The organism is Vibrio sp. HENC-03, from assembly GCF_000305755.2.
Lineage (GTDB): Bacteria > Pseudomonadota > Gammaproteobacteria > Enterobacterales > Vibrionaceae > Vibrio > Vibrio owensii.
Window position 1 is genome coordinate 25,694 of sequence record NZ_JH976108.1, and the last position, 26,215, is coordinate 51,908.

A 26,215-nucleotide genomic window follows, 5' to 3' on the forward strand; every position below is an offset into this window, starting at 1 on the left:
GGCTATACGTCCTCACTTACTTTTACAAACTCAGAGATAGAATGGGTTTCAATGCGGTCAGACCCATCACGATTACGGCTGATGTCTTGTTGGTAACGATACAAAATACCTTGCTCCCAGCTCTTGCCAGCAGGCAGGTATTCCCACGTGGTGTAGTTGATTTCAGATGGTTTTGAGGACCAGCGCACCATCACGTTCATCTGTGCCAACTCGGCGCTCGCCTGATCATTGTTGACCCACCACATATCCAAATACTCGTTGGTGACATCTTGGGTGTATAGGCTGGTATCTGTCGGGCAGGTAACGGCATCAACTGGTAGGCGCAACACTTGGTTATGACGCATCAGTAGGCACGATTGCTTCATCGACTCTTGCAGGTATTGAGTTTGTTGCCACACGCCTTGGTAGGCAATCTGGCTATCGATGGAGTCAGGGTAGGTAAACCACAACATTTCGGTGCGGTTGTGGTGTTTAACATGCTCGTTTTGCCCTAAACCTTGCACTTTTTCCATCAAAAGCTGGGTACTAGGGTCGAAGTTGAGCGCGACAGAGCGATATTTCCAGTCGCCATCATCGTTGTAATCTTCTAATGAGAAGCCATTGAGATCATTACGAGTACAGCCTTTATCCGCGCAGCCAACCAAGCTTTCCCATTCTGAAAACTTTTCAATCGGTTCGATAATGTCTTCTGTCACACTGTGATTGAGTGCCAAGAAGCAGCCTTGGAAGTAGTCGCCGATGCTTGGGTGCTGAATCAGGTTTTCTTCAGTGATGGTGAAGTTGACCTCACCAATCGGCGGGCGGTAACGCGGGTGGTGTTGGTAGCGAATATCGAACGCGCAGGCACGACCTTGCCAGTCTTTTTTCTTGATGATGATGTTCTTAAAGCGCACATCACGAGGCTCGAAAATGATTTCATCTGAGGCGAAGTTCTTTTCGATGTAGCGTTGGCTTTCATTCAAGTGTTCAACCGCTTCTTGTACCGAAACCCAATCCAAATCGAATTGGTGTTTAGCATCATCTAAGAAATTGAGGTCAAGACGCTTGAGCTGCGCTTGGAAGGCAGGGTCGGATAACACCTTGTTAGCCAACACGATTTCTTGGCGGTTTTCTGGTGTGCTGTCGAGAGAGAGCAACAAGCGGGTCATGTTGATACTGCGACTTGGCTTGGTGGTTGCCATTGTCGGAGTAAGCACTTCTTGGCTCGACATCGTGGTGAGCAAGTAGCCGTTATCGTCATTGCCTAGGAAGAAGCTGATGACATCACCAGGGCGATATTGAAATGCGCCTTTATCGGTGTGGCCAGATAGGTTGGAACTGGTTTTGTAATACAGACCAGTCACCGGTGAATCGATGAAGAAACCTTGCTTTATGGTAGGCGCTGTCGCTTCTGCCGACGGAGTCGTAGAAGTTGAGCTCGCCCATGCTGGTGCTATCGCTAAAGCCGATAGCCAGATCGCAACGGAACGTGTGTACATCTTAAATTTTAAGCCTTTTTCGTGTTTAGCCTTACTGTTGAGTGCGGTCCTTTGGTGCACAATTTGGCTGACAACTTATTGATTTTGTAAGGTGCTTCTCTGGCACCGGCGTCATCATCGCCAACAACATTTTCTGTTTTATGTGTTTGGGGATATCTGGGTTAGACAGAATCCGCCTACGTGTCAGCTCCATCATGGCACTGACGGACATATGTTCGACGTTTTGCCCCTTGGCGTGAAAGACAAGGCGCGTCACTTCGTACATGATGTCTTCTGCAATCTTCTTTTCTTGTTGCAGTTGTATGTTCTTTTGAATCAGAGTGTTACCAAACAGCACGCCTGATAACACTAAGATCGCGGACAACACCGATGGCAGCGGTCGGCGTTGTACCAAACGAAGCGTACTGTACAGCGGCCAGTGCTTCTTTTGCTCTATTGGGCGTCGTTCCAAAATACATTCAATATCTTGGCGTAGTGTTCGAACATTGAGGTAGCGCTGCTTTGCTTTCGCTCTTGTCGCTCGTCTCACCACCCAATAAATGTCTGACCACATTGGCTGATCAGGAAACATCAACGCCAGAATCTTACCCAGTGAATACACATCACTTTGCTCGGTTAAAAACTGCCCAGCTTGTTGCTCTGGACTGGCGTATTTTTCACTGAAGGCAATCAATGCGGGAGACGAATCATTACTGTTTGATTGCACCTTTTGTGTCAGGTTGAAATCGAGCAGTTTTGGCCGTTTATTGCGATCAATGAGGATGTTTTCTGGTTTGAGATCCGCATGCAGAACTTGATGCTGGTGGGCGTGTTCCATTGCCTGACAAATCTGCTTGAACAGCAATAACTTGTCATCGTCTTCCATTGGCGTGAGCAACAAATACGTGTCTAGGGTCTGGCCAAAAACGCGTTCCATCACGATGTAAACCGAATCACCGTGCAAACCGCCATCAAACACTTTGGCAATGTAAGGATGGTTTAAACGAGCCAGAAGCTGAGCTTCATCAAACAGCGCGCATTTGCCTAATACATTACTGAGATTGGTTTGAATGAACTTGATCGCAAGGTCTTGCTCGAACGTCTCGTCAGCGCGTAGTGCCGCATATACTACCCCCATACCTCCACGTCCTAACTCATGGGTAAGGCGGTACTTGCTGACCTCTTCGCCTGTTAGGTCGACCTCTTGTTTGGTTGCCAAATTCGCGCCGAAACCAAGCAACTCTGTCAGTTGTTCTTCTTCGTTTTCACTGGCTAAAAGAGGGGCAACTTGGAGGTAAAGCTCAGGTTGACTCTGCTGCAATTCGTTGAGGTATTGCTGCTTTTGAGAGTCGTCCAGATCAAGCAGGTGATAGTAAATCTGGGTTTCGCTAGAGCCTAACTGCACTGTACTTCGTATCTTATTGTTTTAGGTGCGTTATCTTATAAGAAACTCAATATTAATGTCATTTATTTATTCGGCTTTGAGTCACAATGTTTAGTTTGCATCTTGATGGTTATTTAATCGCTAAGGTTATGATTTTATTAATGATGTAGTGGATGGTTTTTACTAAGCTTGTCGGCGAGGAGTCTATTCGTCATAATGTTACTAGTAACATTACTGATAAATTAGACATTTATGGCTCAGCAGAATAAGAAAGCACGAACGACATTACAGGATGTCGCAGACAAAGTTGGCGTAACAAAGATGACCGTCTCGCGTTACATGCGCAATCCAGACTCAGTGGCAGAAAAAACGCGAGTGAAAATTGCCGCTGTAATTGAAGAGATGGGCTACATCGAAAACCGTGCTCCGGCGATGCTGTCGAAGTCTTCCAGTAAAGCGATTGGTATTTTACTGCCTTCACTGTCCAACCAAATTTTTGCGTCTTTTGTTCAGGGCATTGAAACCGTCACTAAAGCCAATGGCTATGAAACGCTACTTGCGCACTTTAGTTATGACGAGCTGGAAGAAGAACGCAAAATCGCGTCGCTGCTTTCTTATCAAGTTGATGGCTTAATCCTAACCGAAAGCCACCACACTCAACGCACTTTGCAGATGATCAAAAACGCTGGCGTTCCTGTGGTAGAGACCATGGAACTGCCAGAGCAGCCGATTGATATGGCGGTCGGCATGGATCACGAAGACGCTTCTTACAGCGTCGTAAAGCGCATGTTGGAGTCGGGCAAGCGTACTATTGTTTACTTCGGTGCTCGCTTGGATACGCGTACTAAATTGCGTATGCAAGGCTACGATCGCGCGATGACAGAAGCAGGATTGGAGCCAAAACACGTGCTAACGGGCGATCACTCTAGCTTTTCGTTGGCGCATGATTTATTGGAGCGCGCACTGGCAACCTACCCAGAACTTGATGGTGTATTTTGTACCAACGACGACATCGCAATTGGTACTTTGTTGAGTGCTCAGCAACGCGGCATCAAAGTGCCAGATCAACTTGCGGTGGTGGGCTACAACGCATTAGACATCGGGCAAACTATTAGCCCGAAACTGACCAGTGTGGATACACCGCGTTTCGAGATTGGTGAGAAAAGTGCCGAGCTACTGATTGCGCGCCTCAAGGGTGAAGAGCAAGCAGAGACTAAAGTCGACATGGGCTACCAAATTACTGCGGGCGAAAGCGTCTAACTCACTCACTTTCATCATTCGTTTCTGATAAGGACACGGGCATGCCACATCAACTTGATGCGTTAGATCTTAATTTAATGCGCTTACTTAAAGCCGTGGTAGAAAATCGCAGCATCAAGTTGGCGGCGATGCAGCTTGGCATTTCGCAGCCCAGTGCCAGTCGCGGGGTGATGAAACTCAAAGACGTGTTTGATGATCCGCTGTTTGTGCGTAAAGCGCATGGGGTAGAGCCATCCCCAATGGCGATTCGCTTAGCGGCGGAGTTCGATAACATGCTGTCGCCACTAGAAAAAGTAGTGCAGGAGTTTTCGGACTTTGACCCTCTCGAATACCAAGGTCAGATTGCGATTGTGACTGACCCTTATTTGATGGACGAACAAGGTCAGCGTTTATTGCGCGGCTGCCATCAGGCGTTTCCTCAAGCCTCGTTTGCCTTCTCAAGCTGGAACATTTATTCCCAAGACGAGATGTTAGAGGGCGAGCACGACTACTGCATTCTTGACCAAGAAACTGAGTTGTCGAAAGACATCTACATGCGCCCATTGTTTGTTGAAAAGCGTGTGATTTTGGCGCGTAAAGACCACCCGACGTTGTCTCAAATCAGCAATGATTGGGACACGGTGTCTGAATTGCCACTGGTCTCTTTGCCTGCACCAGCATCCTACAACCCGCTGTGCACGGTGGAGTCAGAATATCGCCGCATGGGCTACGAGCCCGTTGTATTGCTCAAGTCCTACAACTTGCGCGTCGCTTGCCAAATGCTGCTTGAGACCGATGCCATCATGTATGCCAGCCAAAGTACTGCACATTTGATGCACGAGCTTGCCTCTTATCCAATGCCGATGGTCAACCGAGAGTTCAGCCAATTTGTTGTTTCTGGAGGTTATTTACAGACCTACCGTAACCACCCTTTGCACCGCCATTTGCACCAAGTGGTGCAGCAAACCCTCAATACGCCATTAACGTGATCGGATATGCAAACTGCCCTTTAAGATATTCAAAAATGAATATCTCAATTACCTGTCTGTTTTACTGAATAAGGGCTAATCTGACTACAAATAGTCAGGAGAAGCGGCTCTTTTTATCTTATCAATTCTTTGAATGTCTGATTCTTAAAGGACATTCACCATTCTCCGTTATGCAGTTTTTTAATTTCTGGGGAGGATGAATCATGCTCATTGCACGTCTATTTTTATTGCTCGCCATCGTTGCCGAAGTTGCCGGTACCAGTACGATGTCGTTTATTGGTGAAAGTAATGCGTGGGAAGGCTATCTGGTGATGTACGTTCTGATCGCCATTTCCTATTACTTCTTGTCGAAAGCGGCAAAGAAAATCTCTATCGGTGTCGCGTACGCAACATGGGAAGGTTTGGGTATCGCCTTGATTACCTTGGTTTCTATCGTTTTGTTTGATGCCAACTTAGGCACGCAGCAGTTGCTTGGTTTGGCGCTGGCGGTAGTCGGTATCGTGTGTGTGACGCTCGGCGAATCACACGGTCAGCCTCAACAGAAAGATGAGTTGCCAAGCTCATCAAATGCGAGGTGTTAATCATGAGCCAATTTTTTACTGTTTCATTCGGATTTGTTGTTATGGCGGCGTTGGTCGACATCATGGCGAACATGGCACTGACTCGCTCTAAAGGCTTTAAGCACAAAGGGTGGGGCATCACTGCGATTGTGTTGGTGATGGCGGCGTTTACCTTACTTGCTCAAGCGGTAAAAGAGATCGACCTTGCGATCGCATACGCCTCTTGGGGCGCGATAGGTATCTTAGGTACCGCGATTGGTGGCGCTTTGCTGTTCAAACAAAAGCTTAAGCCGATTGGCTGGTTTGGTATCTTTGTGGTGATTGCAGCGGTTGTGGTGATGAAGACGGCTTGATGTTCTTTGCCTGAATCCTAGATATCGTAACTCTGAACGGCGAGGGACGAGCATGATTCAGAATCTACCAACAAAAAGTGCTGTGGCAGAGGTGTTTCCTCTCGCTTCACAGCACTTTGATATTAGATTCCTGATCTCGCTTAGGCTCGTCGGAATGACGGGGTCTTTCTTCCCGTCCTAAACAATAAAGCTTGCGCCTTCTTCTGCGCTCGAAACGCTCTGACGAATCACGCTAAAGAAACCACGACCCCAAGTCTGTTGTTTCGCTTCAGTATCCATCTCTAACAAGTTACGACCCGTAACGTCGCTTAGGTTATTCAGTTCGCCAGTTTGGCAATCAACGCGGATGATGTCGCCATTACGCACCAAGCCAATCGCGCCGCCACGAATTGCTTCTGGAGAAACGTGGATTGCCGATGGAATCTTACCCGATGCACCCGATAGTCGACCGTCCGTCACTAGCGCGACTTTAAAGCCCGCTTTCTGCACGTTGCCGAGAATTGGCATCAGTTTATGCAGCTCTGGCATGCCGTTCGCTGCAGGACCGTTGTGCGTCACGACCACGATGCAATCTTGGTTTAGCTCACCACGTTTGTACGCCGCTTCCACTTCGTGTTGGCATTGGAATACGATCGCAGGGGCTTCGATGATGCGCTGATCTTCTTTCACCGCAGAGACTTTCACCACCGCTTTACCCAAGTTACCGTTAAGTACGCGAGTACCACCGGTGTTTTGGAAAGCTTGCGTTGGCGCAGCAATCACTTCGCCGTCTTGGCTGCCATCACATGGTGTCCAAGTCAGTTTGCCGTCAACTAGTGTAGGTAGCGTCATTTGGTCTTCGAATTCGCCGAATACCGGCTTCACGTCACGGTGAAGCAAGCCTGATTCGTCCAAACGATGCAATAGTGCAGGTACGCCACCCGCTTCTTGGAATGCGTTCATATCTGCTGGACCGTTCGGGTAAACGCGCGCCAATAGTGGCACGACTTCAGATAGGTCACTGATGTCTTGCCATGTCAGAATCAAACCTGCTGCACGCGCCACCGCCAACATGTGGATAGTGTGGTTGGTGCTGCCGCCCGATGCCAACAGCGCAATAATACCGTTGATCAGGCTCTTTTCGGTGACAACTTCAGACAATGGACGGAAGTTTGCTGAACCTGCATTCATTGCCGCGATTTTCAGAGCTGCGTGATCAGTCAGCGCCTTACGTAGCTCAGTATGTGGATGGGTGAATGCCGAACCTGGCAGCATCAAACCCATTGCTTCAAACACAAGTTGGTTAGTGTTTGCCGTGCCGTAGAAGGTGCATGTGCCAGCTGAGTGGTAAGCGCGACACTCCATATCAAGCAGTGCGTCTTTGCCTACTTCGCCCGCCGCGTATTTTTGGCGAACGTCGACTTTCTCTTCATTGCTGATGCCTGTTGCCATCAAACCTGCTGGCACAAACGCCGTTGGTAGGTGTGCGTAAGACAGCGCGCCCATCAATTGTCCCGGTGCGATTTTGTCGCAGATACCCAGAAGCAAGGTCGCATCGAATACGTTGTGGCTCAGTGAAAGTGCCGTTGATTGAGCAATTAAGTCACGAGAAAACAGTGACATGTCCATGCCCGCTTGACCTTGAGTCACGCCATCACACATTGCCGGAACACAGCCAGCAACTTGCGCAGTGTGACCGTAACCAGACAGCACTTGTTTGATTTGATCAGGGTAGTGTTGGTACGGCTGGTGGGCACTTAACATATCGTTGTAAGCACTGATCAGCGCTACATTCGAATGCGTGAAATCCAGAATGCTTTTCTTTTCTGAAGAACAAGATGCCGCAACAGCGTGAGCCAAGTTACCGCAAGACAGACCGACACGACCTTTGCCCGCTTCGGCTTGGACTTCAGTACGAGCAAGAAACGCCGCTCGCGCCTCTTGGCTGCGCTCAACTAAGCGTTGGGTAACGTCTAAAATTACTTGATGAGTCATGCCATTGCCTCGTCTTGCACTAGGATTAACTCAGCGGCATTCGACACAACGTCTTCGATGGTTGCATCAATGCTGACGAAAATGGTGCGAGGCTCATTTTCTGGGCGTTCTAGAGCTTCGAACTGGCTGTTGACCATGTTCTCTTTCATGAAGTGACCTTGGCGAGCACGCATACGCTCAAGGATCAGTTCTTTGCTGCCATCTAGGAAAAGGAAGGTCACGTTTTCGTTGCCTTCGCGGATTTGGTCACGATAAATCTTTTTTAGTGCCGAGCAGACAATAATGCCGTGCTCGTTTTTGCTTTCTAAGCTATAAGCAGCGTCGCGGATACGTTCCAGCCAAGGTTTGCGGTCGTCGTCGTTCAGAGGCTGACCTGACGCCATCTTCTGAATGTTTGCTCGTGGGTGAAGATCATCACCATCAATGAATTTACGTCCCAGCTTTTTCGCCAAGTGCTCACCAATTGTGGTTTTGCCACTCGCACAAACGCCCATAACGACGACACTACTACCAGCCATAACTTATCCTCATAACAAATTTGCGCGTGATCTCAATTTTCGAATTCACTTTAAAATATGGGTTTATCTTATTCATGTTATCGGTAACATGTTACCGGTAACTCAAATAAATGTGAACCACAACACAAACAATAATTCTTAAAGGTGAACCCATGGAACAGCTAACCCAAGCTCCAGACCCTACGTTCCTACTAACGATTGCAGTCCTCGCGATAGCAGCGTTACTTGTATTGATTATTAAACTAAAAGTGCACGCTTTTGCTTCCCTAACTATGGTGAGTTTAGGTACAGCACTGGCGACTGGCGTTTCTTCTGACCAAGTTGTCCCAACCATGATGAGTGGCTTTGGTGGCACGTTGGCTTCAGTTGCATTGCTGGTTGGTCTTGGCGCAATGATCGGTAAGATTTTGGAAGTAACTGGCGGTGCGCAAGTGCTGGCAGATACTTTGATTGGACGCTTCGGTAAAGAGCGCGCACCTTTTGCATTGGGTGTGGCTTCACTACTGTTCGGTTTCCCAATCTTCTTTGATGCTGGTCTAGTGGTCATGATGCCTATCATCCTAAGTGTGGCAGCACGCTTTGGTGGTTCGCCAATAAAATACGCACTACCAGCGGCGGGTGCGTTTGCAGTAATGCACGGCTTTGTTCCTCCGCACCCAGGTCCAGTTGCAGCAGCAGAATTCCTAGGCGCAAACATTGGTCTACTGCTTGTTGTTGGTATCCTAGTGGCTATCCCAACTTGGTACCTAGGCGCTTATCTATTTGGTCTGTACGCAGGCAAGAAATTCGATATCCCACTATCAAAAGCGTTCTTCAACGGTGAAACACAAGTTGATGAATCTAAGCTGCCAAAATTTGGCACAGTAATGACCATCCTAGTGCTGCCGGTACTGCTAATCTGTTTAGACACAGTACTGAACACGCTAGCGGTTGCGGGTGTGATTGATGGCAAAACAGCTCTGGTTGAGTTCCTACGTATGCTAGGTAAAACACCGGTAGCACTTCTGATTACTCTGCTAGTGTCTCTTGCGGTATTCGCGAAAGACTACGGCATGGCAAAACTTGAGAAGCTGTGTGGCGACTCATTGGCTCCGATCTGTGGCGTTATCCTAGTAACAGGTGCGGGCGGTATGTTCGGTGGCGTATTGCGCGCAAGTGGTATCGGTGATGCACTAGCAGACGTTCTGACTGACACAGGTATGCCAGTGATCGTAGCGGCATTTGTTATCTCTACCTGTCTGCGTGTTGCTCAAGGCTCAGCAACCGTAGCGCTAACGACAACTGCAGCACTTATCGCGCCAGTAGTGGCAGCATCAACTGGTTTGAGCGAGCTAGACCTATGCTTTATCGTTATCGCGATTGCAGGTGGTGCAACAGTGCTTTCTCACTTCAACGACTCTGGTTTCTGGCTAGTATCTCGTCTACTAGAGATGGATGAGAAAACAACGCTAAAAACTTGGACGGTAATGGAAACTTTACTTGGTGGTATCGCATTTATTATCGTAGCAACATTAAGCTTTATTCTTTAGAGGTTACCCATGACAACACTTGAACAACGATTAAGAGAAATCAAAATCGTCCCAGTTATCGCAATCAACGATGTAGCACACGCTCTGCCACTGGCAAAAGTGTTGGTAGAAAACGGTTTACCATGTGCGGAAGTGACATTCCGCACTGAAGCGGCGGCTGAGTCGATCCGCATCATGCGTGAAGCGTACCCAGAACTGCTGATCGGTGCTGGTACAGTGCTGACAACAGAGCAAGTGGACATCGCGATTGAAGCGGGTGTGGACTTTATCGTGAGCCCAGGTTTCAACCCAACGACAGTGAAATACTGTCAGCAACGCAACGTGACAATCGTACCGGGTGTGAACAACCCAAGCTTGGTTGAGCAAGCGATGGAAATGGGTCTACGTACCCTGAAGTTCTTCCCTGCTGAGCCATCAGGTGGCGTAAACATGCTAAAAGCACTAACGGCAGTTTACCCAGTGGAATTCATGCCAACAGGTGGTGTAAGCCCATCTAACGTGGAAGATTACCTAGCGCTGAAATCGGTTGTCGCTTGTGGCGGTACTTGGATGGTGCCAACTGCAATGATGGACAACGGCGATTGGGAAGGTATTGCTGAATTGGTTCGCGCAGTTAAGTAAAACGCGCAAACAGCTCCGAAATACCCCCGAACGTTTTAAAACGTGAATAGAAAAAGGGTCATCAAGTAATTGATGACCCTTTTTGTTTATCTGCTTAAATCGCAAAGTGATTCACGCGTGATTAACGCATTGTCACGAACTCTTCAGAGCCTGTTGGGTGGATAGCCACAACAGAGTCGAAGTCTGCTTTGGTTGCGCCCATCTTCATTGCAACGCCGAAGCCTTGAATCATTTCATCAACGGTAAAGCCTATGCCGTGTAGACCAACAACCGTTTCTTCTTCGCCAGCACATACTAGCTTCATCTTACATGGTTGACGGTGCTTAGTAACCGCTGTGTACATCGCAGTAAAGCCAGACGTGTAGACTTTGATGTTGTCTTTGCCGTACTTCTCTTCTGCTTCTTGAGTCGTTAGACCGATAGTGCCGATTGGTGGGTGGCTGAATACCACAGTTGGTACCAAATCGTAGTCCATCTTCGCGTTTGGTTTGTTGTTGAACAGACGCTCAGAAAGTTGACGACCCGCTTTAACAGCCACAGGTGTTAGCTCGATACCGCCTTCCATGATGTCACCTACACAGTAGATGCCTTTCACGTTCGTTTCTTGGTACTCGTCTACCTTGATGTAGCCACGATCGTTCGTTGCAACGCCAGTTGATGCTAGGTTGATAGCGTCAGTTGCTGGGTGACGACCGATTGCCCAGATTAGGGTATCAACGTTTTGGCTCTCACCGTTTTCTAGGTGCAGAGTTAGGCTGCCGTCGGCTTCTTTTACCACTTCTTTTGGCACAGAGTGGGTGTGCAGCGTTGGACCTTCTGCGTCCATTACTTCTACTAGCGTTTCGATGATCATTGGATCGAAGCTACGTAGTGGTGATTCTTTACGAACGAATAGGTGCGTTTCTGTGCCAAGTGCATGCAGTACGCCAGCGATTTCTACCGCGATGTAACCTGCACCGATCACTGCAACGCGTTTTGGTTGCTCAGCAAGCTCGAAGAAGCCGTTTGAATCGATGCCGTATTCCGCGCCTGGGATGTTTGGAATCGTTGGACGACCACCCACTGCGATCAGGATGTGATCTGCTGTGTAGTGTTCACCGTTTACTTCAACCGTTTTCTCGTCAACAAACTTAGCAAAGCCTTTGATAACGTTTACTTTGTTGTTGCCAAGAACGCGGTCGTAAGACTGGTGGATACGACCAATGTAAGCCTGACGACTCTCAACCAGTTTGCTCCAGTCGAAACCTTTTACATCTACATCGAAGCCGTAGTCTTCTGCGTACAGGTTCATTGCTTCTGCAACTTGCGCGCCGTGCCACATCACTTTCTTAGGCACACAACCAACGTTTACACAGGTACCGCCAAGGTCTTGAGCTTCGATAAGCGCTACTTTAGCACCGTACATTGCCGCACGGTTTGCTGATGCGATACCGCCGCTGCCGCCGCCGATACAGATATAATCAAAATGAGTCGCCATTACTTTCTCCAAGAGCTTATTAATTTTGTCTGACAATAATTACATTGGGGTGGTGGGTTATGAACTCAACAGCCCAACGGAATTGTTGTTAATTCCATGTCCCTATCATAAATCGAGTCTAGCAATTTCCTAAATGGGAAAAAGTGACATTGCTTATGACAAATAGCGATGAAAGGATAGCAAAGCGGAATAAGGCGCTATTCCGCTTGGTGTTTTTCATGCTCAGGGGAGGGGAAAACCATTAACCACAACAACTTGTAGACCCACAACCGCCTTGGGCTTGCACGTCTTTGCCATCCGCAAGATAAGTGTTGGTTAGGTAGAAGTCGCTAAATAGCTGCACGAAATCTTCCGATACTGTCTTCTCTACCAATCCTGATTCTAAGATGTGCTTTTGCCACGCCTGCATTTTTGGCAGACCACAGAAGAAGTCGTAACCAGAATGCGCTTTGACGATGGCAGCGCGATGCAGAAGCGGCAACCAAGCCATGTCCACATTACTTAGTTCATCGGATTTAAAGAACTTGGTTTCACCAGACAGTTGGTTTTCTGCTTTTTGGAACGCTTTGATCAGCTTCTCCGCTCGTTCTTCAAAGGTTGCTTGGTCTTTGCTGCTCATCGTGCCGCACTGTGCCAAGTAGTGTTTAGAACCTAGGTAGCTCCATGCTCGGTCTAGTGCGCGTTGTTCGTTTGTCACGCCTTGCTCTAACGGACCGTATTCATCTTCGATGTATTCGATGATCGCATCCGACTCAAACAGTGCAGTGCCAGATTCTGTCACCATCACCGGTACTTGACCGTTTGGTGAGATGTCTAGGAACCATTGTGGCTTATCTTTTAGGTTGATGTATTCAATCTCGTAAGGGATCTGTTTTGCTTCTAGTGCCGCGGTTACGCGTTGAACAAAAGGGCAAATTTTAAAACTGATAACTTTAAGCATGGTCATTTCTCTCTATGTTTTAGCTTGTTTACATCCCTAAGACGCAGGCAAAAAAGAAAAGACGAAGCGAAGACGAAAATTTTTAGAAAATAAATAAAAAAAAGCGCAACGAGGTCATCGTTGCGCTTTAAGGTTATGAAATTCAGTGTCTTTTATTCTGGAACGATCCAGTCGACTTTCCAGTGACCCGTTGCTGGCGCGATCGCTTCTTGTAGGAATGGCAGAATTTCTTTCATCTGGCTTTCCAGTTTCCACGGCGGGTTAATCACGATCATGCCTGATGCCGTCATGCCGCGCTCGTTGGTATCTGGAGATACGCCCAATTCGATTTGCAGAATTTTGCGAATGCCAAGCCCTTCTAAACCTTCAATCATGTCTTCGATGTCATGGCGGTTTACTACTGGGTACCAAATCGCGTAGATACCCGTTGCCCAACGTTTGTGGCTTTGGTAAATCGCTTGTACGACGTCGCGGTACTCTTTCGCTAGCTCGTATGGCGGGTCAATCAGCACCAAACCACGACGCTCTTGTGGTGGCAGACTGCCTTTTAGACGCTTAAAGCCATCTTCTTTGTAGATGCTTACTTGACGATCGCGGTGGAACTCTTGCTCTAGCAGCGGGTGATCGGCTGGGTGCAGCTCAGTTAGAACCATACGGTCTTGTGGGCGGATTTGCGCACGTGCAACACGCGGTGAGCCTGGGTAGTAACGCAGCTTCTCACCGTTGTTCAACGTTTTGATTGAATCGATGTAGCTTGCGATGTCTTCAGGAATGTTTGGGTTGTCCCAAATGCGAGCGATGCCTTGTTTGTATTCGCCCGTTTTCTCAGACCATTCGTGAGTCAGATCGTAGCGTCCCACACCCGAGTGGGTATCGTGATAAACAAACGGCTTATCTTTCTGCTTTAGTGCATCAAGAATGAGGCTTTGAACGATGTGTTTTACCACGTCAGCATGGTTGCCAGCGTGGAAGCTGTGGCGGTAACTTAACAAATTAAACTCTCGAAACACTCTTTGACTGAGTGTGGTCTGTGATTTTCGCGATATGGCGGTATTATACTCAAGTAACTTGAAGAAGTAGAACTTCGATTCAAATCAGTATCACTGATAGGGATTCACTATTGAAATTTCTTTAAGTCACCCATACTTAGTATGAGTAAACAAATTGAACCTAAGTGGGATTGTGCCGCTCCAATAGAGTGCCAAACCGAACTTAGGCATAACAAGACTCAAGGACAGAGTAAGCGCTCTTTGACCCATTCGGTCATTGCTGCATCGAGAAAGGGAACGGAAATCCCCCCATCCATGTTGTCGGCTTGCCTGTGCATTGAGTTCGCCTACTGTTTTGCAAATACCAACAGGTTCTTTGCAAATGCGAATAGGCAAATACAGAGCCAAAACACAAAAGGAATTATTCATGTCTAATCCACTTCTTACGTTTACGGATCTTCCTCCGTTTTCGCAAATCAAACCAGAACACATTAAACCTGCAGTGGAGCAGGCGATTGCGGATTGTCGTGCCAAGATTGACGAGGTACTTAAAGACAACGCAAACCCAAGCTGGACCAGTGTGATCGCGCCAATTGAAGAAGCGGATGACCGCTTGAGCCGCATTTGGTCACCAGTGGGTCACATGAACTCAGTAGTGAACAGCGAAGCGCTGCGTGAAGCTTACGAAAGCTGCCTACCAATCCTGTCTGAGTACGGTACTTGGGTTGGTCAGCACAAAGGTCTTTACGAAGCGTACAAAGCGATCAAAGCCAGCGAAGAGTACGCGACGCTGACGCGTGCACAGCAGAAGACCATTTCGGATTCACTACGCGACTTCGAGCTTTCGGGCATCGGTCTACCATCAGACGAGCAACATCGCTACGGCGAAATCAGCAAGCGCATGTCTGAGCTGAGCTCAAAATTCTCCAACAACGTACTGGATGCAACCATGGGTTGGACTAAGCACGTTGTAGACGAGAAAGACCTAGCGGGTATGCCAGAATCTGCACTTGCGGCGGCAAAAGCGGCAGCAGAAGCAAAAGAGCTTGATGGCTACCTAATCACGCTAGATATCCCATCTTACCTACCAGTGATGACGTACTGTGATAACCAAGACCTACGTAAAGAAGTGTACGAAGCGTACGTAACACGCGCTTCTGATCGTGGTCCAAACGCAGGCAAGTGGGACAACACAGAAATCATCACTGAGCAGCTAAAACTGCGTCATGAAATCTCTCGTATGTTGGGTTTCAACACTTACAGCGAGAAATCTCTGGCAACTAAAATGGCAGAGAACCCAGCGCAAGTTCTTGGCTTCTTGAACGATTTGGCAACCAGAGCGAAACCACAGGGTGAGCGCGAAATTGAAGAGCTACGCCAGTTTGCTAACGCAGAATTTGGTGTTAGCGAGCTAAACGTGTGGGACATTGCGTACTACAGCGAGAAGCAAAAACAGCACTTGTTCCAAATCTCGGATGAAGAACTGCGTCCTTACTTCCCTGAATCAAAAGCAGTAAGTGGTCTGTTTGAAGTACTAAACCGCGTGTTTGGGATGACAGTTACAGAGCGTGAAGGCGTGGATACTTGGCACGAGTCAGTGCGTTTCTTCGATATCTTCGACGGCGAAGGCACACTACGTGGCAGCTTCTACCTAGATCTATACGCACGCGAACACAAACGTGGCGGTGCGTGGATGGACGATTGCCGTGGTCGTCGCGTAACGCTATCAGGCGAGCTACAAACACCGGTTGCTTACCTAACGTGTAACTTCAACCGTCCTGTGGGCGACAAGCCTGCACTGTTTACGCACGATGAAGTTGTTACTCTGTTCCACGAGTTTGGTCACGGTATCCACCACATGCTGACGCAAGTAGAAACAGGCGCGGTATCGGGTATCAACGGTGTGCCTTGGGATGCGGTTGAGCTACCAAGTCAGTTCCTAGAAAACTGGTGTTGGGAAGAAGACGCGCTGGCGTTTATTTCTGGTCACTACGAGACTGGCGAACCGCTACCAAAAGCGATGCTAGATAAAATGCTAGCCGCGAAGAACTTCCAGTCGGCGATGGGCATCCTACGTCAGCTAGAGTTCGGCTTGTTCGATTTCACTCTGCACACTGAATACGACCCAGAAGTGGGTGCTCGTGTGCTTGAAACCTTAGCAGAAGTGAAAGAGAAAGTGGCCGTTGTACCTGCGGTTGAGTGGGCGCGTTTCTCACACAGCTTTGGTCACATCTTCGCTGGTGGTTACAGCGCAGGTTACTACAGCTACCTATGGGCAGAAGTGTTGTCTTCAGATGCGTTTTCTCGCTTTGAAGAAGAAGGTATCTTCAACAAAGAAACCGGTCTAAGCTTCTTGAACAACATCCTAGAAATGGGTGGCAGTGAAGAACCAATGGAGCTATTTAAGCGCTTCCGTGGTCGTGAGCCAGAAATCGATGCGCTATTGCGCCATTCAGGTATCGCAGCGTAATCTCGGTTGAGAATGAAAATGGGCAGCCAAGTGGCTGCCCATTTTTTTGTTCTTAGATTCAGCTTTTAGTATCTGATTCAGACTGTTATGGATTTACGCTGCGATTGATCGGGTTTTGCAGCGAAATCAGTGTCTCGGTGGATTGCACTTCGTCGATCGCTTGAAGCTTATCAATCAATACAAATTGCAGCTCTTCAATCGACTTGCACATCAATTTGACGAATATGTTATACGCGCCTGTGGTGTAGTAAGCTTCTACCACTTCATCGAGGGCATTGAGCTTTTCTAGCGCTGAATGGTAGTCGCGTGCGGCATTCAAGTTGATGCCGATAAAGCAACATACGTCATATCCTAGCTTTTTGGTATTGACGATTACCTCAGTACCTTCGATGATGTCTGCCGCTTTCATTTTCTCGATACGAACGTGGATGGTCGCTGGGCTGACATTAAACTGTTTTGCCATTTCTGCGTAAGGCTTACGCGCATCCGCCATCAGAGTTTTGAGAATAGCGCGATCGAGATCGTCGAGTTTAGGCAAGCTCGCATTCATACAATTATTTCCGTTGGGTATGAGGTTTAAAGTTCATTTTATACTCACAGCGGACAGGATTCACAAGGTTTACGCAGGGATAACCGCGAGGTAGCTCTGAAGTCATGGAGTTGATGTGCCATTTTTTCTGTTTTGCATAGCGATCATGTTCAGTGCTGTCGCTGCGGCGCAAGAGCAAAAAGTCCTCGTTGTTCACTCTTACCATCAAGGTTTCTTCTGGACTGATTCTATCCAGCGTGGTTTCACCCAGCAGCTTGAAGGGCGACAGCTCGATACGCGCGTCTTGTATCTCGATTCCAAGCGCAGTCAAAGCCAGCACTTCTTTAGTCAGCTGGAGTCTCTTTATCGTACTAAACTGAGCGAAGAGCATTTTGACGCGATCGTGGTCAGCGATAACAATGCACTTGCTTTGATGCAGCGTTTGTCTTCGGTTATCAAAGATACACCAGTGATTTTCAGTGGCATCAACAACTATCATCCTGCACTGCATCAAGGGTTGAAGGCGACGGGCGTGATTGAAGACGTCGATCTGTCCGCCAACCTCGCCTTGATTGAGCGTCTGCATCCGACCCACAAACAAATCCTTATTGTCAGTGACCATTCTGTTACTGGTGCGGCACTTCGCGCTCAGATCGAAGACTTTCTTGATGATAACCCAGCATATCGCGACAAAATTCTTCATTTAGTGCCGGAAACGGTCGATGAATTAAAACAACAAGTGTCGCAAATGAACATCGATAACGTAGTGCTGTTTTGGACTTACTACCGTGATATCCACGGTAACGTCGCGACCGATAAAGACTGGCGTGATATCAACCAAGCCTCTAATGCGCCGCTGTTCATGGTGCACGATATTGGACTTGGGCACGGTGCGGTGGGCGGTGTGATTCAAACTGGCTATCGCCAAGGTTTTGAAGCTGCGAAGTTGTTGGCACAAGTGCTGGATAACCCACAGCAACCTTTGCCTGCGATTGTGCGTGCAGAATCGGACATCAAACTCGACTATCAATCGGTTGTGCGTTGGGGCTTAGGCGCAGAGCAAGAAGCCTCGTCGGTGTTCTTCAATAAGCCGGTGGAATTTACTGAGCGTTACGCCAGAGAAATTAAACTGTTTGGCAGTGTGCTGGTGGCGATGACCATCGTGATTATGCTGCTTAGTTACTACCTGCATCGCATTCGTCGCAGCGAAAGTATTGCTCGTGAGAGCCAGACGATTTTAGAGTCGGTGTTTGACCAAAGCATGCAGTACATGGGCATCCTCGACCAACATGGTTTGCTTAAATCTGGTAACGATCGTCTGCAATCGTTACTCAATCATCAGGATATGCGTCTCGATCGTCCGCTTTGGCATCATAAAAACTGGAGCGAAGACGCACGCCAGTTACTTGCCAATTACTTCCAGTCCAGCCGTCGCCAAGTCTCCACTTTTGAAACGGAGATCTGGAGTAAAGAACATGGCGCTATGGTGCTGGAAGTGTCCCTCAAACCGTTTTCTCAGCAAGTGGCAAACCAAGAGCAATACTTGTTTGAAGCGCGTGATATTACCAGCCGTAAAGCGATGGAAGATAAGCTCTACCAACGTGAATCGAGTTTGCGTAACTACTACGAGCAGCAGCCGGTAATGATGGTGACGTTAGATAACAATAACCGCATTCAGGAAGTGAACCGTTTTGCTCAGCAGCTTTTGGGTTATCAGCCATTGGATATGCTGGGGCATCGCCTACGTGAGTTCTATTCGGACGAAAAAGCACTGATTCCTCGCCAAGTGTTATTACAACCGCAGCAAGTGATGCACGGCGTTTGGCGTCGCGAAATCGAATATCGCCATGCTGATGGTCACTGTGTTTGGGTACGTGAAAACATTCGCCCATTAAGAGATTCCGACCAATTGCTGATCGTAGGTGAAGACATAACTGAGACCAAGAAGCTCGCCAAACAGCTAGAGTATCAAGCACGTTACGATTTACTCACTGACACCTACAACCGCAACTACTTCGAGTTAGAGCTGCAAACCGCACTGCGAGAAGTAGAAAGCCACCGTCGCGTGCACGCCATGTTGTACCTCGATCTCGACCAGCTCAAAGTGCTTAACGATACCGTGGGTCACGATGCGGGTGATGCGGCTATTCAATTCTGTGCCAGCATGTTGGAAGAAGTGCTGCCATACAATGCAGTCTTGGCACGCATGGGTGGTGATGAATTTGCTGTGTTGTTGAAAGATTGCGATGAACATGGCGCGATAAATGTGGCGAAGCAGATTATCACGACCTTGAGTGAACAGCTTTTCCGTTGGGAAGACACGCAACTGTTTATGAGCTGCTCTGTGGGCATTCGCATTATCGACCACACCGCCGAAACGCCACAAATGGTTCACGCTCAAGCAGACTCCGCGTGTCACGTTGCCAAAGAGCAGGGACGCAATCGCTATAACCTATTCAGCTTAGATAACGAAGAGCTGCAGCGTCGCCAGTTAGAAATGCAGAGCGTTAATCTGGTGCACGAGGCGCTATCGAGTAAGCGTCTTGAACTGTTTGCTCAGCGCATTGTTAACTTGAGCGGTGAAGGCTCACCATTGTGCTTTGAGATTCTGGTACGTATTCGCGATGCACAGGGCAATTACTTGTCTCCTGGTGTTTTTATTCCAGCCTCTGAACGCTACAACATCGCGCACTGGATTGATAAACAAGTGATTACTCAAACCCTAGAATGGTTTGAAGCTCGCCCAGAGATAGTAGAAAAACTCGGACGCTGCGCGATCAACTTGTCCGGTCAGTCTATGGGGAATCAAGAGTTTATCGACTTCCTGTTAGAGCGTTTGCAGTCGTCTTCGATTCCTTGTGAGAAGATCTGTTTAGAAATTACCGAAACCGCAGCGATGAGCAACATCGACCAAGCGCTGGGCTTTTTTACTCGCGTGCGCACATTGGGCTGTTTGATTGCGTTGGACGACTTTGGTTCTGGTTTGTCTTCTTTCGGCTACTTAAAGCAGCTTCCTGTCGATATCGTGAAAATTGACGGTCTTTTCGTGCGAGATATCAACGTAAACGAGATGGATCGTGTGATGGTGCGTTCAATCAACGACTTAGCTAAGCAGATGGGCAAAGTCACGGTGGCGGAATTTGTTGAGAATGACCAAGTCAGAGAGCTGCTGATCGAGCTTGGTGTTGACTATGGGCAAGGTTATGGCATTGGGCATCCTAAACCTTTGGCTGAGCTGGTCGACGAGCTCCAACAGCTTTAGCAATCAAGACGAACGTCATCTAACTTCTCCCCAACCTAGCAATTAGAGGCGGGTTGGGTATACACTCAGCGCCAGTTAAACCGATTTTTACTGGAGCCTCCTTTTGCAACTGCAATTGATTTGTGAAGACCCATCTCAACAGTCTCACCTTGATGAACTCGCTGCGCGTTGGCAGCTTTCTCACACTGATGACAGTGACTTTGCCTTAGTCCTCACGACAGAGCGTTTAGAGCTGCGTAAAGTGGATGAGCCAAAGCTGGGTGCGATCTTTGTGGATTTGATTGGTGGTGCAGTAGGGCATCGTCGCAAGTTCGGTGGCGGTAAAGGTCAGGCAATCGCGAAAGCCGCGGGTTTGAACAAAGGCGCAACCCCAACCGTACTGGATGGCACCGCTGGTTTAGGGCGTGATGCGTTCGTATTGGCGTCGTTAGGCTGTAAAGTCCAAATGGTTGAGCGTCACCCAGTGGTCGCAGCATTGTTGGATGACGGTTTGGCACGCGCGAAACACGATCCAGAAATCGGCACTTGGGTATCAGAGCGCATGTCTTTGATTCACGCTTCTAGTCATGATGCGTTGGAGCAATTGGCGCAAGATAAAGACTTTGTTCAGCCAGATGTGGTTTATCTCGACCCTATGTACCCGCACCCTGAAAACAAAAAGAAATCGGCATTAGTGAAGAAAGAGATGCGCGTCTTCCAATCTTTGGTTGGTGCAGATCTTGATGCGGATGGTTTGCTGGCGCCTGCAATGGCATTGGCGAGCAAGCGTGTGGTGGTCAAACGCCCTGATTACGCCAACTGGCTTGATGAGCAAAAGCCGAGCATGGCAATCGAAACCAAAAAGAACCGTTTTGATGTGTATGTGAAGGCATCAATGGCGTAGTTCGACTAGGGTCTATTGACCTTTTGAGCTGATTTTTGCAGCCGTTTGTGGATTCTTTATACAAGGCAGAGGCTTTGAAATGTAGTTGCCCTACCTGATAAGCCGATAACGCAGTAGAAAGGAGCCACAAACGCTGCCCAAAGGGTTCGGCTAAAAGCGTTTTACTCTTTGTTGAGAGGATTTTGCTTAGAATAACTAGGCTACAAACCTCTCGCCGCGATTAAAACGCTTTTATCTCGAACAAAATTTAACCGCAAAAGGTCAACAGACCCTAAACACCTGACGACAAAAAACTTCTTCTCACAGCGCCTAATTTGGCGCTGTGTTTGTATCTGGTGTTTGCTCTGCTTATTGATACTTTTCTCTTGCTAATTCGGCATACTGACTGTATATCTAACTAAGAATTATTATTATTTCACTTGTGTGATGCCGTAGAGTAAAACAGTCGAGAATTGGGAAGCTGGAGTAGTAGCATGGCGAAACGTTTATGTAAGATGAGCCGCAAGCAGATTGCTGAGAGTTTGGGTGATATTCACCGCCTAGTGGTGGCACCTAAGTTTGTCTGCCGCTCTTGTGCTCGTTCTTCTGCATCGAAAAACACCTTGTGTAAGCCTGCCGCGATTCCACCTCAAAAGTGCCAAGACAAACCGCTGTCTGAGCAACAGGCTTGTGGTCTACTGGCGGAGGCACTGCCGACTTCATCTCTAACTCAAGATACCCCAATCATCATGGCACCGAAACAAAGCGCAGAGAAAGCCGCGATCGTTAAACGTGTTGTGGAACGAGTGAAAGAGAAAAAACTGGCGGCAGAAGTCGCATCCGTAACCTCAACCACTAAGCTAGAGGCGCCAGCTATGTTTGATTTGTCAGATAAGAAAGCGCTGAAGAAGGCGAAGAAAGCGGTTAAGAAACATTACAAGCAGCAGAAGAAGTTGCTTAAGTTAGCCAAAAAGCAGCAAAAATTGCTCAAACGCCAGCGCAAGCTTGAAGCGCGAAATGCCAAACTAGAGGTGTTGCTGCCAACGCCACCAAACACGTTGTTGAGCACAAACTCGCAAGCCAAAGTGCATTAATCGAATCAAAAAAACGCTCTCTAGTTGGAGAGCGTTTTTTATTGTCGAAATGTTTTTAGGGTTAGCTGTGTTACTTGTTGGCGTAACTCATCTCTACGCGTTTTTTCACCCAAGTTTCGTTAATCCACAGTGATAGCATGATGATCGCACCACCAATGGCAAGTCGCGTCACATCGACATCGCGGTTCCAAATCACGATATTCACAATCAAGCCAGCTGGGACGAGTGCGTTGTTCATTACCGCAAGTGCACCCGCGTTGACCATGGTTGCGCCTTTGTTCCACGCAAAGTACCCAAAGCCTGATGCAATCAAACCAAGGTAAGTCAGAATGCCCCATTGTGTTGCTGTGGTTGGCATCTTGTCCAAGTTACCCATTAGAGCAAAAGCGACGGTCGCCACGCACAATGCGCCTAAGTAGAAGTAGCCAAATACCGTGTGCTGTGGCAGTTCAACCGATTCGGTTTCCATAATGTATTTATAGCCGACCTGACCGATGGCAAAACACAGGTTCGCTCCTTGTACAACCAAAAAGCCCATCAAGAAGTTTTCATTGATGCCCGCAAACTTAATCCACGCTGCGCCCAGGACTGCGATTGCCGCCGTAACCAAATACCAAGGCGAGAATCGACCTTTCAAGAAGTCATAAATCAAGGTGACGTAAATAGGGGTAAATACGGTGAATAGCAGCACTTCTGGTACAGAAAGGAGTAGGAAAGACTGGTAGTAGAAGCAATACATTAAACCGAGTTGGAAGCCGCCCACGATCATCAATTTCGCGATCAGAGATTTGCTTATGCCACGGAATTTTAAGAAAGGAATGAAGACTAGGCTCGCCAGCGCAACGCGCATAAAAACGGAGAACCAAGAGTCAACCTGACCGGCAAGGTAAACGCCGATCAGGCTAAATGAGAATGCCCAAAGTAGGGTAACTGCGGATAGATAAGCCATGGATGAGAATCTTTATCAACAACAAATGTGCCCGCAGTCTAACCAAGTTTTGAGGTCACGCCAACGCAAATCAGTCTTTTAGCGGTACGACCAGCATATCGACGGGTGAGCAGTTAATAAGCTGACGCGTCGACGAAAGAATCTTGCTCCAGAAATCTTGGTGATGACCACAAACCACCAAATCAATATTGTAGTCCTGAATGGTATCGCACAGCTCGTTACTCAAATCACCGCTACCGACTAACGTATGCGTGATTGGGTATTCTGCGTATTCTTCAAAATTCGCTAATTGTGTACGAGACGCTTCCATCGCTTGGTGTTGCGCCTCCGCCATGTTGATGTCGATAAGCCCGGTGTAAAGCTCGGCGTAATTCACATCGATATGAATGAAAGAGACTTTCGCATCCAGAGGTTTAGCCAGTGACACGGCTTTCTTAATCAACACTTTACTGTCGTCTGAGAGGTCGACTGCCACAAGTACGTGTTTGTAACTCATATTGCTATCTCCTTGATAAGGTCATAGTGTCAGATTAGCACTAAGTCTCAGATAATTTTGCTGAAGTGATCTCATATCAATATCGTCGGTACAAAGTGTTGCCACAGTAATCATGTTATAGTGGCGCAAAACGCATGCACATAAATAGGAGTTAACATGCTGTCTCAAACTATGGTTGAACAATTGAATGAGCAAATTAACCTAGAATTTTTCTCATCCAATCTATACTTACAAATGAGTGCTTGGTGTGAAGACAAAGGTTTTGAAGGTGCGGCTGAATTTTTACGCGCTCACGCCGTAGAAGAAATGGAGCACATGCAACGTCTTTTCACTTATGTAAGTGAAACTGGCTCAATGCCAATCCTAGGTGCGATTGAAGCGCCTAAGCATGACTTTGCTAGCCTTGGCGATGTTTTCCGTGAAACCTACGAACATGAGCAAATGATCACGGAAAAGATCAACAAATTGGCGCATGTTGCATTTACAAGCCAAGACTACTCAACGTTTAACTTCCTACAGTGGTACGTGGCTGAACAGCACGAAGAAGAGAAGTTGTTTAAAGGGATTTTAGATAAGATCGAATTAGTTGGTGAAGACGGTAAAGCATTGTTCTTCATCGATAAAGATCTAGCACAAATGGCAAAAGAAGGTTCATCTTCAATTATGGGTGCTCCAGCTGCATAACGTGTTCCCGACGCGGTAAGCAGCGGGTTAAGGACGAAGCATTGATCGTCTTTATCTCTTGAGCATCGTTGAAGATGTAGGGAGGAAAAGATGATCAGTGGAGACACAATCTTATTTGCGCTAATGGTAGTGACGGGAGTAAACATGGTCCGTTATCTTACCGCTCTTCGTTCTTTAATTTACATCATGCGTGAAGCGCATCCTTTGCTTTATCAGCAAGTGGATGGCAATGGATTTTTCACCACCCATGGTAACGTCACCAAACAGGTGCGGCTGTACCATTACATTAAGAGTAAAGAGTATCACCATCATCATGATGAGATCTTTACTGGCAAATGCGAAAGGGTGCGCGGGTTATTCATTTTATCGACCGCTTTACTTGGTGTGACCCTACTGGCTGCCTTCATTCTTTAAGCCAGCAAGCTGTGCTTGGAATTTAAGCGCTTTTCCCGCTCGACTTTTGTCGTTAGAATAGCGCCCGCAGAAAGCAAGGATGTGCATTACGCACATCCTTTTTTATTTTTGGATTTTGGACAAACCAATCTAAATAAGTAATTGAGCGTTACCCATGAGTAAGAAATTTGATGTTGTTGTAATCGGCGCAGGTGCGGCGGGTTTGATGTGTGCAGCAGAAGCTGGCAAACGCGGACGCAGTGTGCTCGTACTGGATCATGCGAAAAAGCCAGGACGTAAAATCCTTATCTCAGGTGGTGGTCGTTGTAACTTCACTAACTACGACGTCTCAGCGAGCAACTACTTATGCCAAAACCCACACTTCGTGAAATCGGCATTGTCTCAGTACACCAACTGGGACTTTATCTCGATGGTCAGCAAGCATGGCATCGAGTTTGAAGAGCGCGATCACGGACAGCTGTTCTGTGTTGATGCGTTTACTGCAAAAGACATCGTGAAGATGCTATTAGCAGAATGCGACATGTCAAACATCCAACAACGCTACCAATGTGATGTACATTCGATCGAGAAAACCGATGCGGGCTTCCGTCTGCATGCTGGTACTGAAAATATCGAATGTGAATCTTTGGTGGTGGCAACGGGCGGCCTGTCGATGCCTAAATTGGGTGCGACGCCATTCGGCTACAAGATTGCTGAACAGTTCGAGATCCCGGTGATTACCACTACAGCAGGTCTGGTGCCATTTACGCTGCATAAAGAAGACAAAGAAGATTTCGCTGAGCTATCGGGCATCGCGATCCCGGCGGAAATCACCGCGCAAGACGGTACTATGTTCAAAGAAGCGTTGCTGTTTACTCATCGCGGTTTGTCTGGTCCATCGGTTCTGCAGATCTCGTCATTCTGGAAAGCGGGTCAGAAGGTGACGATTAACCTTGTACCAAACGACGACATCGCTGAACTACTAGAACGCAGCCGCGAGAAACATCCGAACCAATCGTTGAAGAACACGCTAGCAAAAGTGCTACCAAAGCGTTTGGTTGAAGTGTTGATTGAACGTAAAGAATTAGCAGACAAACCTCTTAAGCAGTTCAACCGAAAAGAGATGGCAACTATCGTTGAGCGTCTAGAAAACTGGGCAGTCGCACCGAACGGCACAGAAGGTTACCGCACTGCAGAAGTGACTCTAGGCGGCGTAGATACCGATCACCTGTCTTCAAAAACCATGGAATGTAAGGACATCAAAGGTTTGTACTTTATCGGTGAAGTGATGGACGTAACCGGCTGGTTAGGTGGCTATAACTTCCAATGGTGCTGGTCGAGCGGTTTTGTTGCTGGTCAGTGGGTGTAACTCGCTAAGAATGTCTCGTCCTAAAATACGTTGACAGTTTTTCACTAAGCCAACTGCCCCAGCAGTTGGCTTTTTTC

Annotated in this window: 23 protein-coding genes; 13 read left to right on the plus strand and 10 right to left on the minus strand. The window is 47.7% G+C overall.

Annotated features, from left to right (window positions below):
• Nucleotides 1-2: 2 nt before the first annotated feature.
• Together VCHENC03_RS17045 and VCHENC03_RS17040 are read right to left on the minus strand one after the other, a co-directional pair.
• Nucleotides 3-1,478 (minus strand): hypothetical protein, encoded by a 1,476-nt coding sequence (locus VCHENC03_RS17045; RefSeq protein WP_009705441.1) that lies wholly within the window; start codon nt 1,476-1,478, stop codon nt 3-5.
• A 31-nt stretch (nt 1,479-1,509) separates the two neighbouring features.
• Complete coding sequence (locus VCHENC03_RS17040) at nt 1,510-2,862, minus strand: serine/threonine-protein kinase (protein WP_009705442.1); 1,353 nt, start codon at nt 2,860-2,862, stop codon at nt 1,510-1,512.
• Between the two features lie 231 nt (nt 2,863-3,093).
• On the opposite strand from VCHENC03_RS17040, the gene VCHENC03_RS17035 reads away from it, so the two are divergent.
• From VCHENC03_RS17035 to VCHENC03_RS17020, 4 genes are all read left to right on the plus strand, one after another.
• Nucleotides 3,094-4,101: a LacI family DNA-binding transcriptional regulator gene (locus VCHENC03_RS17035; RefSeq protein WP_009705443.1), complete on the plus strand. Its 1,008-nt coding sequence runs from the start codon at nt 3,094-3,096 to the stop codon at nt 4,099-4,101.
• 41 nt (nt 4,102-4,142) lie between these two features.
• Nucleotides 4,143-5,069, plus strand: coding sequence for a LysR family transcriptional regulator (locus VCHENC03_RS17030; protein ID WP_009699062.1), 927 nt, complete (start codon nt 4,143-4,145; stop codon nt 5,067-5,069).
• Between the two features lie 203 nt (nt 5,070-5,272).
• Nucleotides 5,273-5,650: an SMR family transporter gene (locus VCHENC03_RS17025; RefSeq protein WP_009705444.1), complete on the plus strand. Its 378-nt coding sequence runs from the start codon at nt 5,273-5,275 to the stop codon at nt 5,648-5,650.
• Nucleotides 5,651-5,652: 2 nt separating this feature from the next.
• On the plus strand, nt 5,653-5,982 hold the full coding sequence (locus tag VCHENC03_RS17020) for an SMR family transporter (RefSeq protein ID WP_005429986.1): 330 nt from the start codon (nt 5,653-5,655) through the stop codon (nt 5,980-5,982).
• A gap of 177 nt (nt 5,983-6,159) precedes the next feature.
• Here the strand turns inward: VCHENC03_RS17020 and edd are convergent, their stop codons facing one another.
• Both edd and VCHENC03_RS17010 read right to left on the minus strand, forming a co-directional pair.
• Nucleotides 6,160-7,956, minus strand: a complete 1,797-nt coding sequence (gene edd, locus VCHENC03_RS17015; RefSeq protein WP_009705445.1) for a phosphogluconate dehydratase — start codon at nt 7,954-7,956, stop codon at nt 6,160-6,162.
• Nucleotides 7,953-8,474: a gluconokinase gene (locus VCHENC03_RS17010; protein WP_005434599.1), complete on the minus strand. Its 522-nt coding sequence runs from the start codon at nt 8,472-8,474 to the stop codon at nt 7,953-7,955. Before VCHENC03_RS17010 ends, edd begins: the two co-directional genes overlap by 4 nt.
• A 152-nt stretch (nt 8,475-8,626) precedes the next feature.
• Here VCHENC03_RS17010 and VCHENC03_RS17005 point away from each other — a divergent pair, with 152 nt between their 5' ends.
• Nucleotides 8,627-10,003, plus strand: a complete 1,377-nt coding sequence (locus VCHENC03_RS17005) for a GntP family permease (RefSeq protein ID WP_005429968.1) — start codon at nt 8,627-8,629, stop codon at nt 10,001-10,003.
• 9 nt (nt 10,004-10,012) lie between these two features.
• Nucleotides 10,013-10,624 carry a bifunctional 4-hydroxy-2-oxoglutarate aldolase/2-dehydro-3-deoxy-phosphogluconate aldolase gene (locus VCHENC03_RS17000; protein WP_005430025.1) on the plus strand — a complete coding sequence of 204 codons (612 nt, stop codon included), beginning with the start codon at nt 10,013-10,015 and terminating at the stop codon, nt 10,622-10,624.
• Nucleotides 10,625-10,745: 121 nt separating this feature from the next.
• On the opposite strand, the gene gorA is transcribed toward VCHENC03_RS17000, so the two are convergent.
• From gorA to VCHENC03_RS16985, 3 genes are all read right to left on the minus strand, one after another.
• Nucleotides 10,746-12,101: a glutathione-disulfide reductase gene (gorA, locus tag VCHENC03_RS16995; protein ID WP_005429991.1), complete on the minus strand. Its 1,356-nt coding sequence runs from the start codon at nt 12,099-12,101 to the stop codon at nt 10,746-10,748.
• 241 nt (nt 12,102-12,342) lie between these two features.
• Nucleotides 12,343-13,047, minus strand: a complete 705-nt coding sequence (locus tag VCHENC03_RS16990) for a glutathione S-transferase family protein (protein WP_172580298.1) — start codon at nt 13,045-13,047, stop codon at nt 12,343-12,345.
• A 146-nt stretch (nt 13,048-13,193) separates the two neighbouring features.
• A complete protein-coding gene (locus VCHENC03_RS16985; RefSeq protein ID WP_009705447.1) occupies nt 13,194-14,033 on the minus strand; it encodes a 23S rRNA (adenine(2030)-N(6))-methyltransferase RlmJ in 840 nt (279 codons plus the stop codon).
• Nucleotides 14,034-14,457: 424 nt separating this feature from the next.
• On the opposite strand from VCHENC03_RS16985, the gene prlC reads away from it, so the two are divergent.
• Complete coding sequence (gene prlC / locus VCHENC03_RS16980; RefSeq protein ID WP_009705448.1) at nt 14,458-16,500, plus strand: oligopeptidase A; 2,043 nt, start codon at nt 14,458-14,460, stop codon at nt 16,498-16,500.
• An 85-nt stretch (nt 16,501-16,585) separates the two neighbouring features.
• On the opposite strand, the gene asnC is transcribed toward prlC, so the two are convergent.
• Nucleotides 16,586-17,050 carry a transcriptional regulator AsnC gene (gene asnC / locus VCHENC03_RS16975; protein WP_005430014.1) on the minus strand — a complete coding sequence of 155 codons (465 nt, stop codon included), beginning with the start codon at nt 17,048-17,050 and terminating at the stop codon, nt 16,586-16,588.
• Nucleotides 17,051-17,165: 115 nt separating this feature from the next.
• On the opposite strand from asnC, the gene VCHENC03_RS0125635 reads away from it, so the two are divergent.
• From VCHENC03_RS0125635 to VCHENC03_RS16965, 3 genes are all read left to right on the plus strand, one after another.
• On the plus strand, nt 17,166-20,291 hold the full coding sequence (locus VCHENC03_RS0125635; RefSeq protein WP_032802493.1) for an EAL domain-containing protein: 3,126 nt from the start codon (nt 17,166-17,168) through the stop codon (nt 20,289-20,291).
• 103 nt (nt 20,292-20,394) lie between these two features.
• Entirely contained in the window at nt 20,395-21,174 is a 780-nt protein-coding gene (locus tag VCHENC03_RS16970) for a class I SAM-dependent methyltransferase (protein ID WP_009705451.1), read from the plus strand.
• A gap of 473 nt (nt 21,175-21,647) precedes the next feature.
• Nucleotides 21,648-22,247 (plus strand): hypothetical protein, encoded by a 600-nt coding sequence (locus tag VCHENC03_RS16965; RefSeq protein ID WP_009705452.1) that lies wholly within the window; start codon nt 21,648-21,650, stop codon nt 22,245-22,247.
• A gap of 70 nt (nt 22,248-22,317) precedes the next feature.
• On the opposite strand, the gene VCHENC03_RS16960 is transcribed toward VCHENC03_RS16965, so the two are convergent.
• Complete coding sequence (locus tag VCHENC03_RS16960; RefSeq protein WP_009705453.1) at nt 22,318-23,196, minus strand: carboxylate/amino acid/amine transporter; 879 nt, start codon at nt 23,194-23,196, stop codon at nt 22,318-22,320.
• 70 nt (nt 23,197-23,266) lie between these two features.
• A complete protein-coding gene (gene uspA, locus VCHENC03_RS16955; RefSeq protein WP_005434578.1) occupies nt 23,267-23,692 on the minus strand; it encodes a universal stress protein UspA in 426 nt (141 codons plus the stop codon).
• A gap of 156 nt (nt 23,693-23,848) precedes the next feature.
• Between uspA and ftnA the strand changes: the two genes are divergently transcribed.
• From ftnA to VCHENC03_RS16945, 3 genes are all read left to right on the plus strand, one after another.
• Nucleotides 23,849-24,376, plus strand: a complete 528-nt coding sequence (gene ftnA / locus VCHENC03_RS16950) for a non-heme ferritin (RefSeq protein ID WP_005434576.1) — start codon at nt 23,849-23,851, stop codon at nt 24,374-24,376.
• A gap of 90 nt (nt 24,377-24,466) precedes the next feature.
• Nucleotides 24,467-24,790: a universal stress protein UspB gene (uspB, locus tag VCHENC03_RS0125640; RefSeq protein WP_005448571.1), complete on the plus strand. Its 324-nt coding sequence runs from the start codon at nt 24,467-24,469 to the stop codon at nt 24,788-24,790.
• 154 nt (nt 24,791-24,944) lie between these two features.
• On the plus strand, nt 24,945-26,138 hold the full coding sequence (locus VCHENC03_RS16945; RefSeq protein ID WP_009705455.1) for an NAD(P)/FAD-dependent oxidoreductase: 1,194 nt from the start codon (nt 24,945-24,947) through the stop codon (nt 26,136-26,138).
• Nucleotides 26,139-26,215 lie beyond the last annotated feature (77 nt).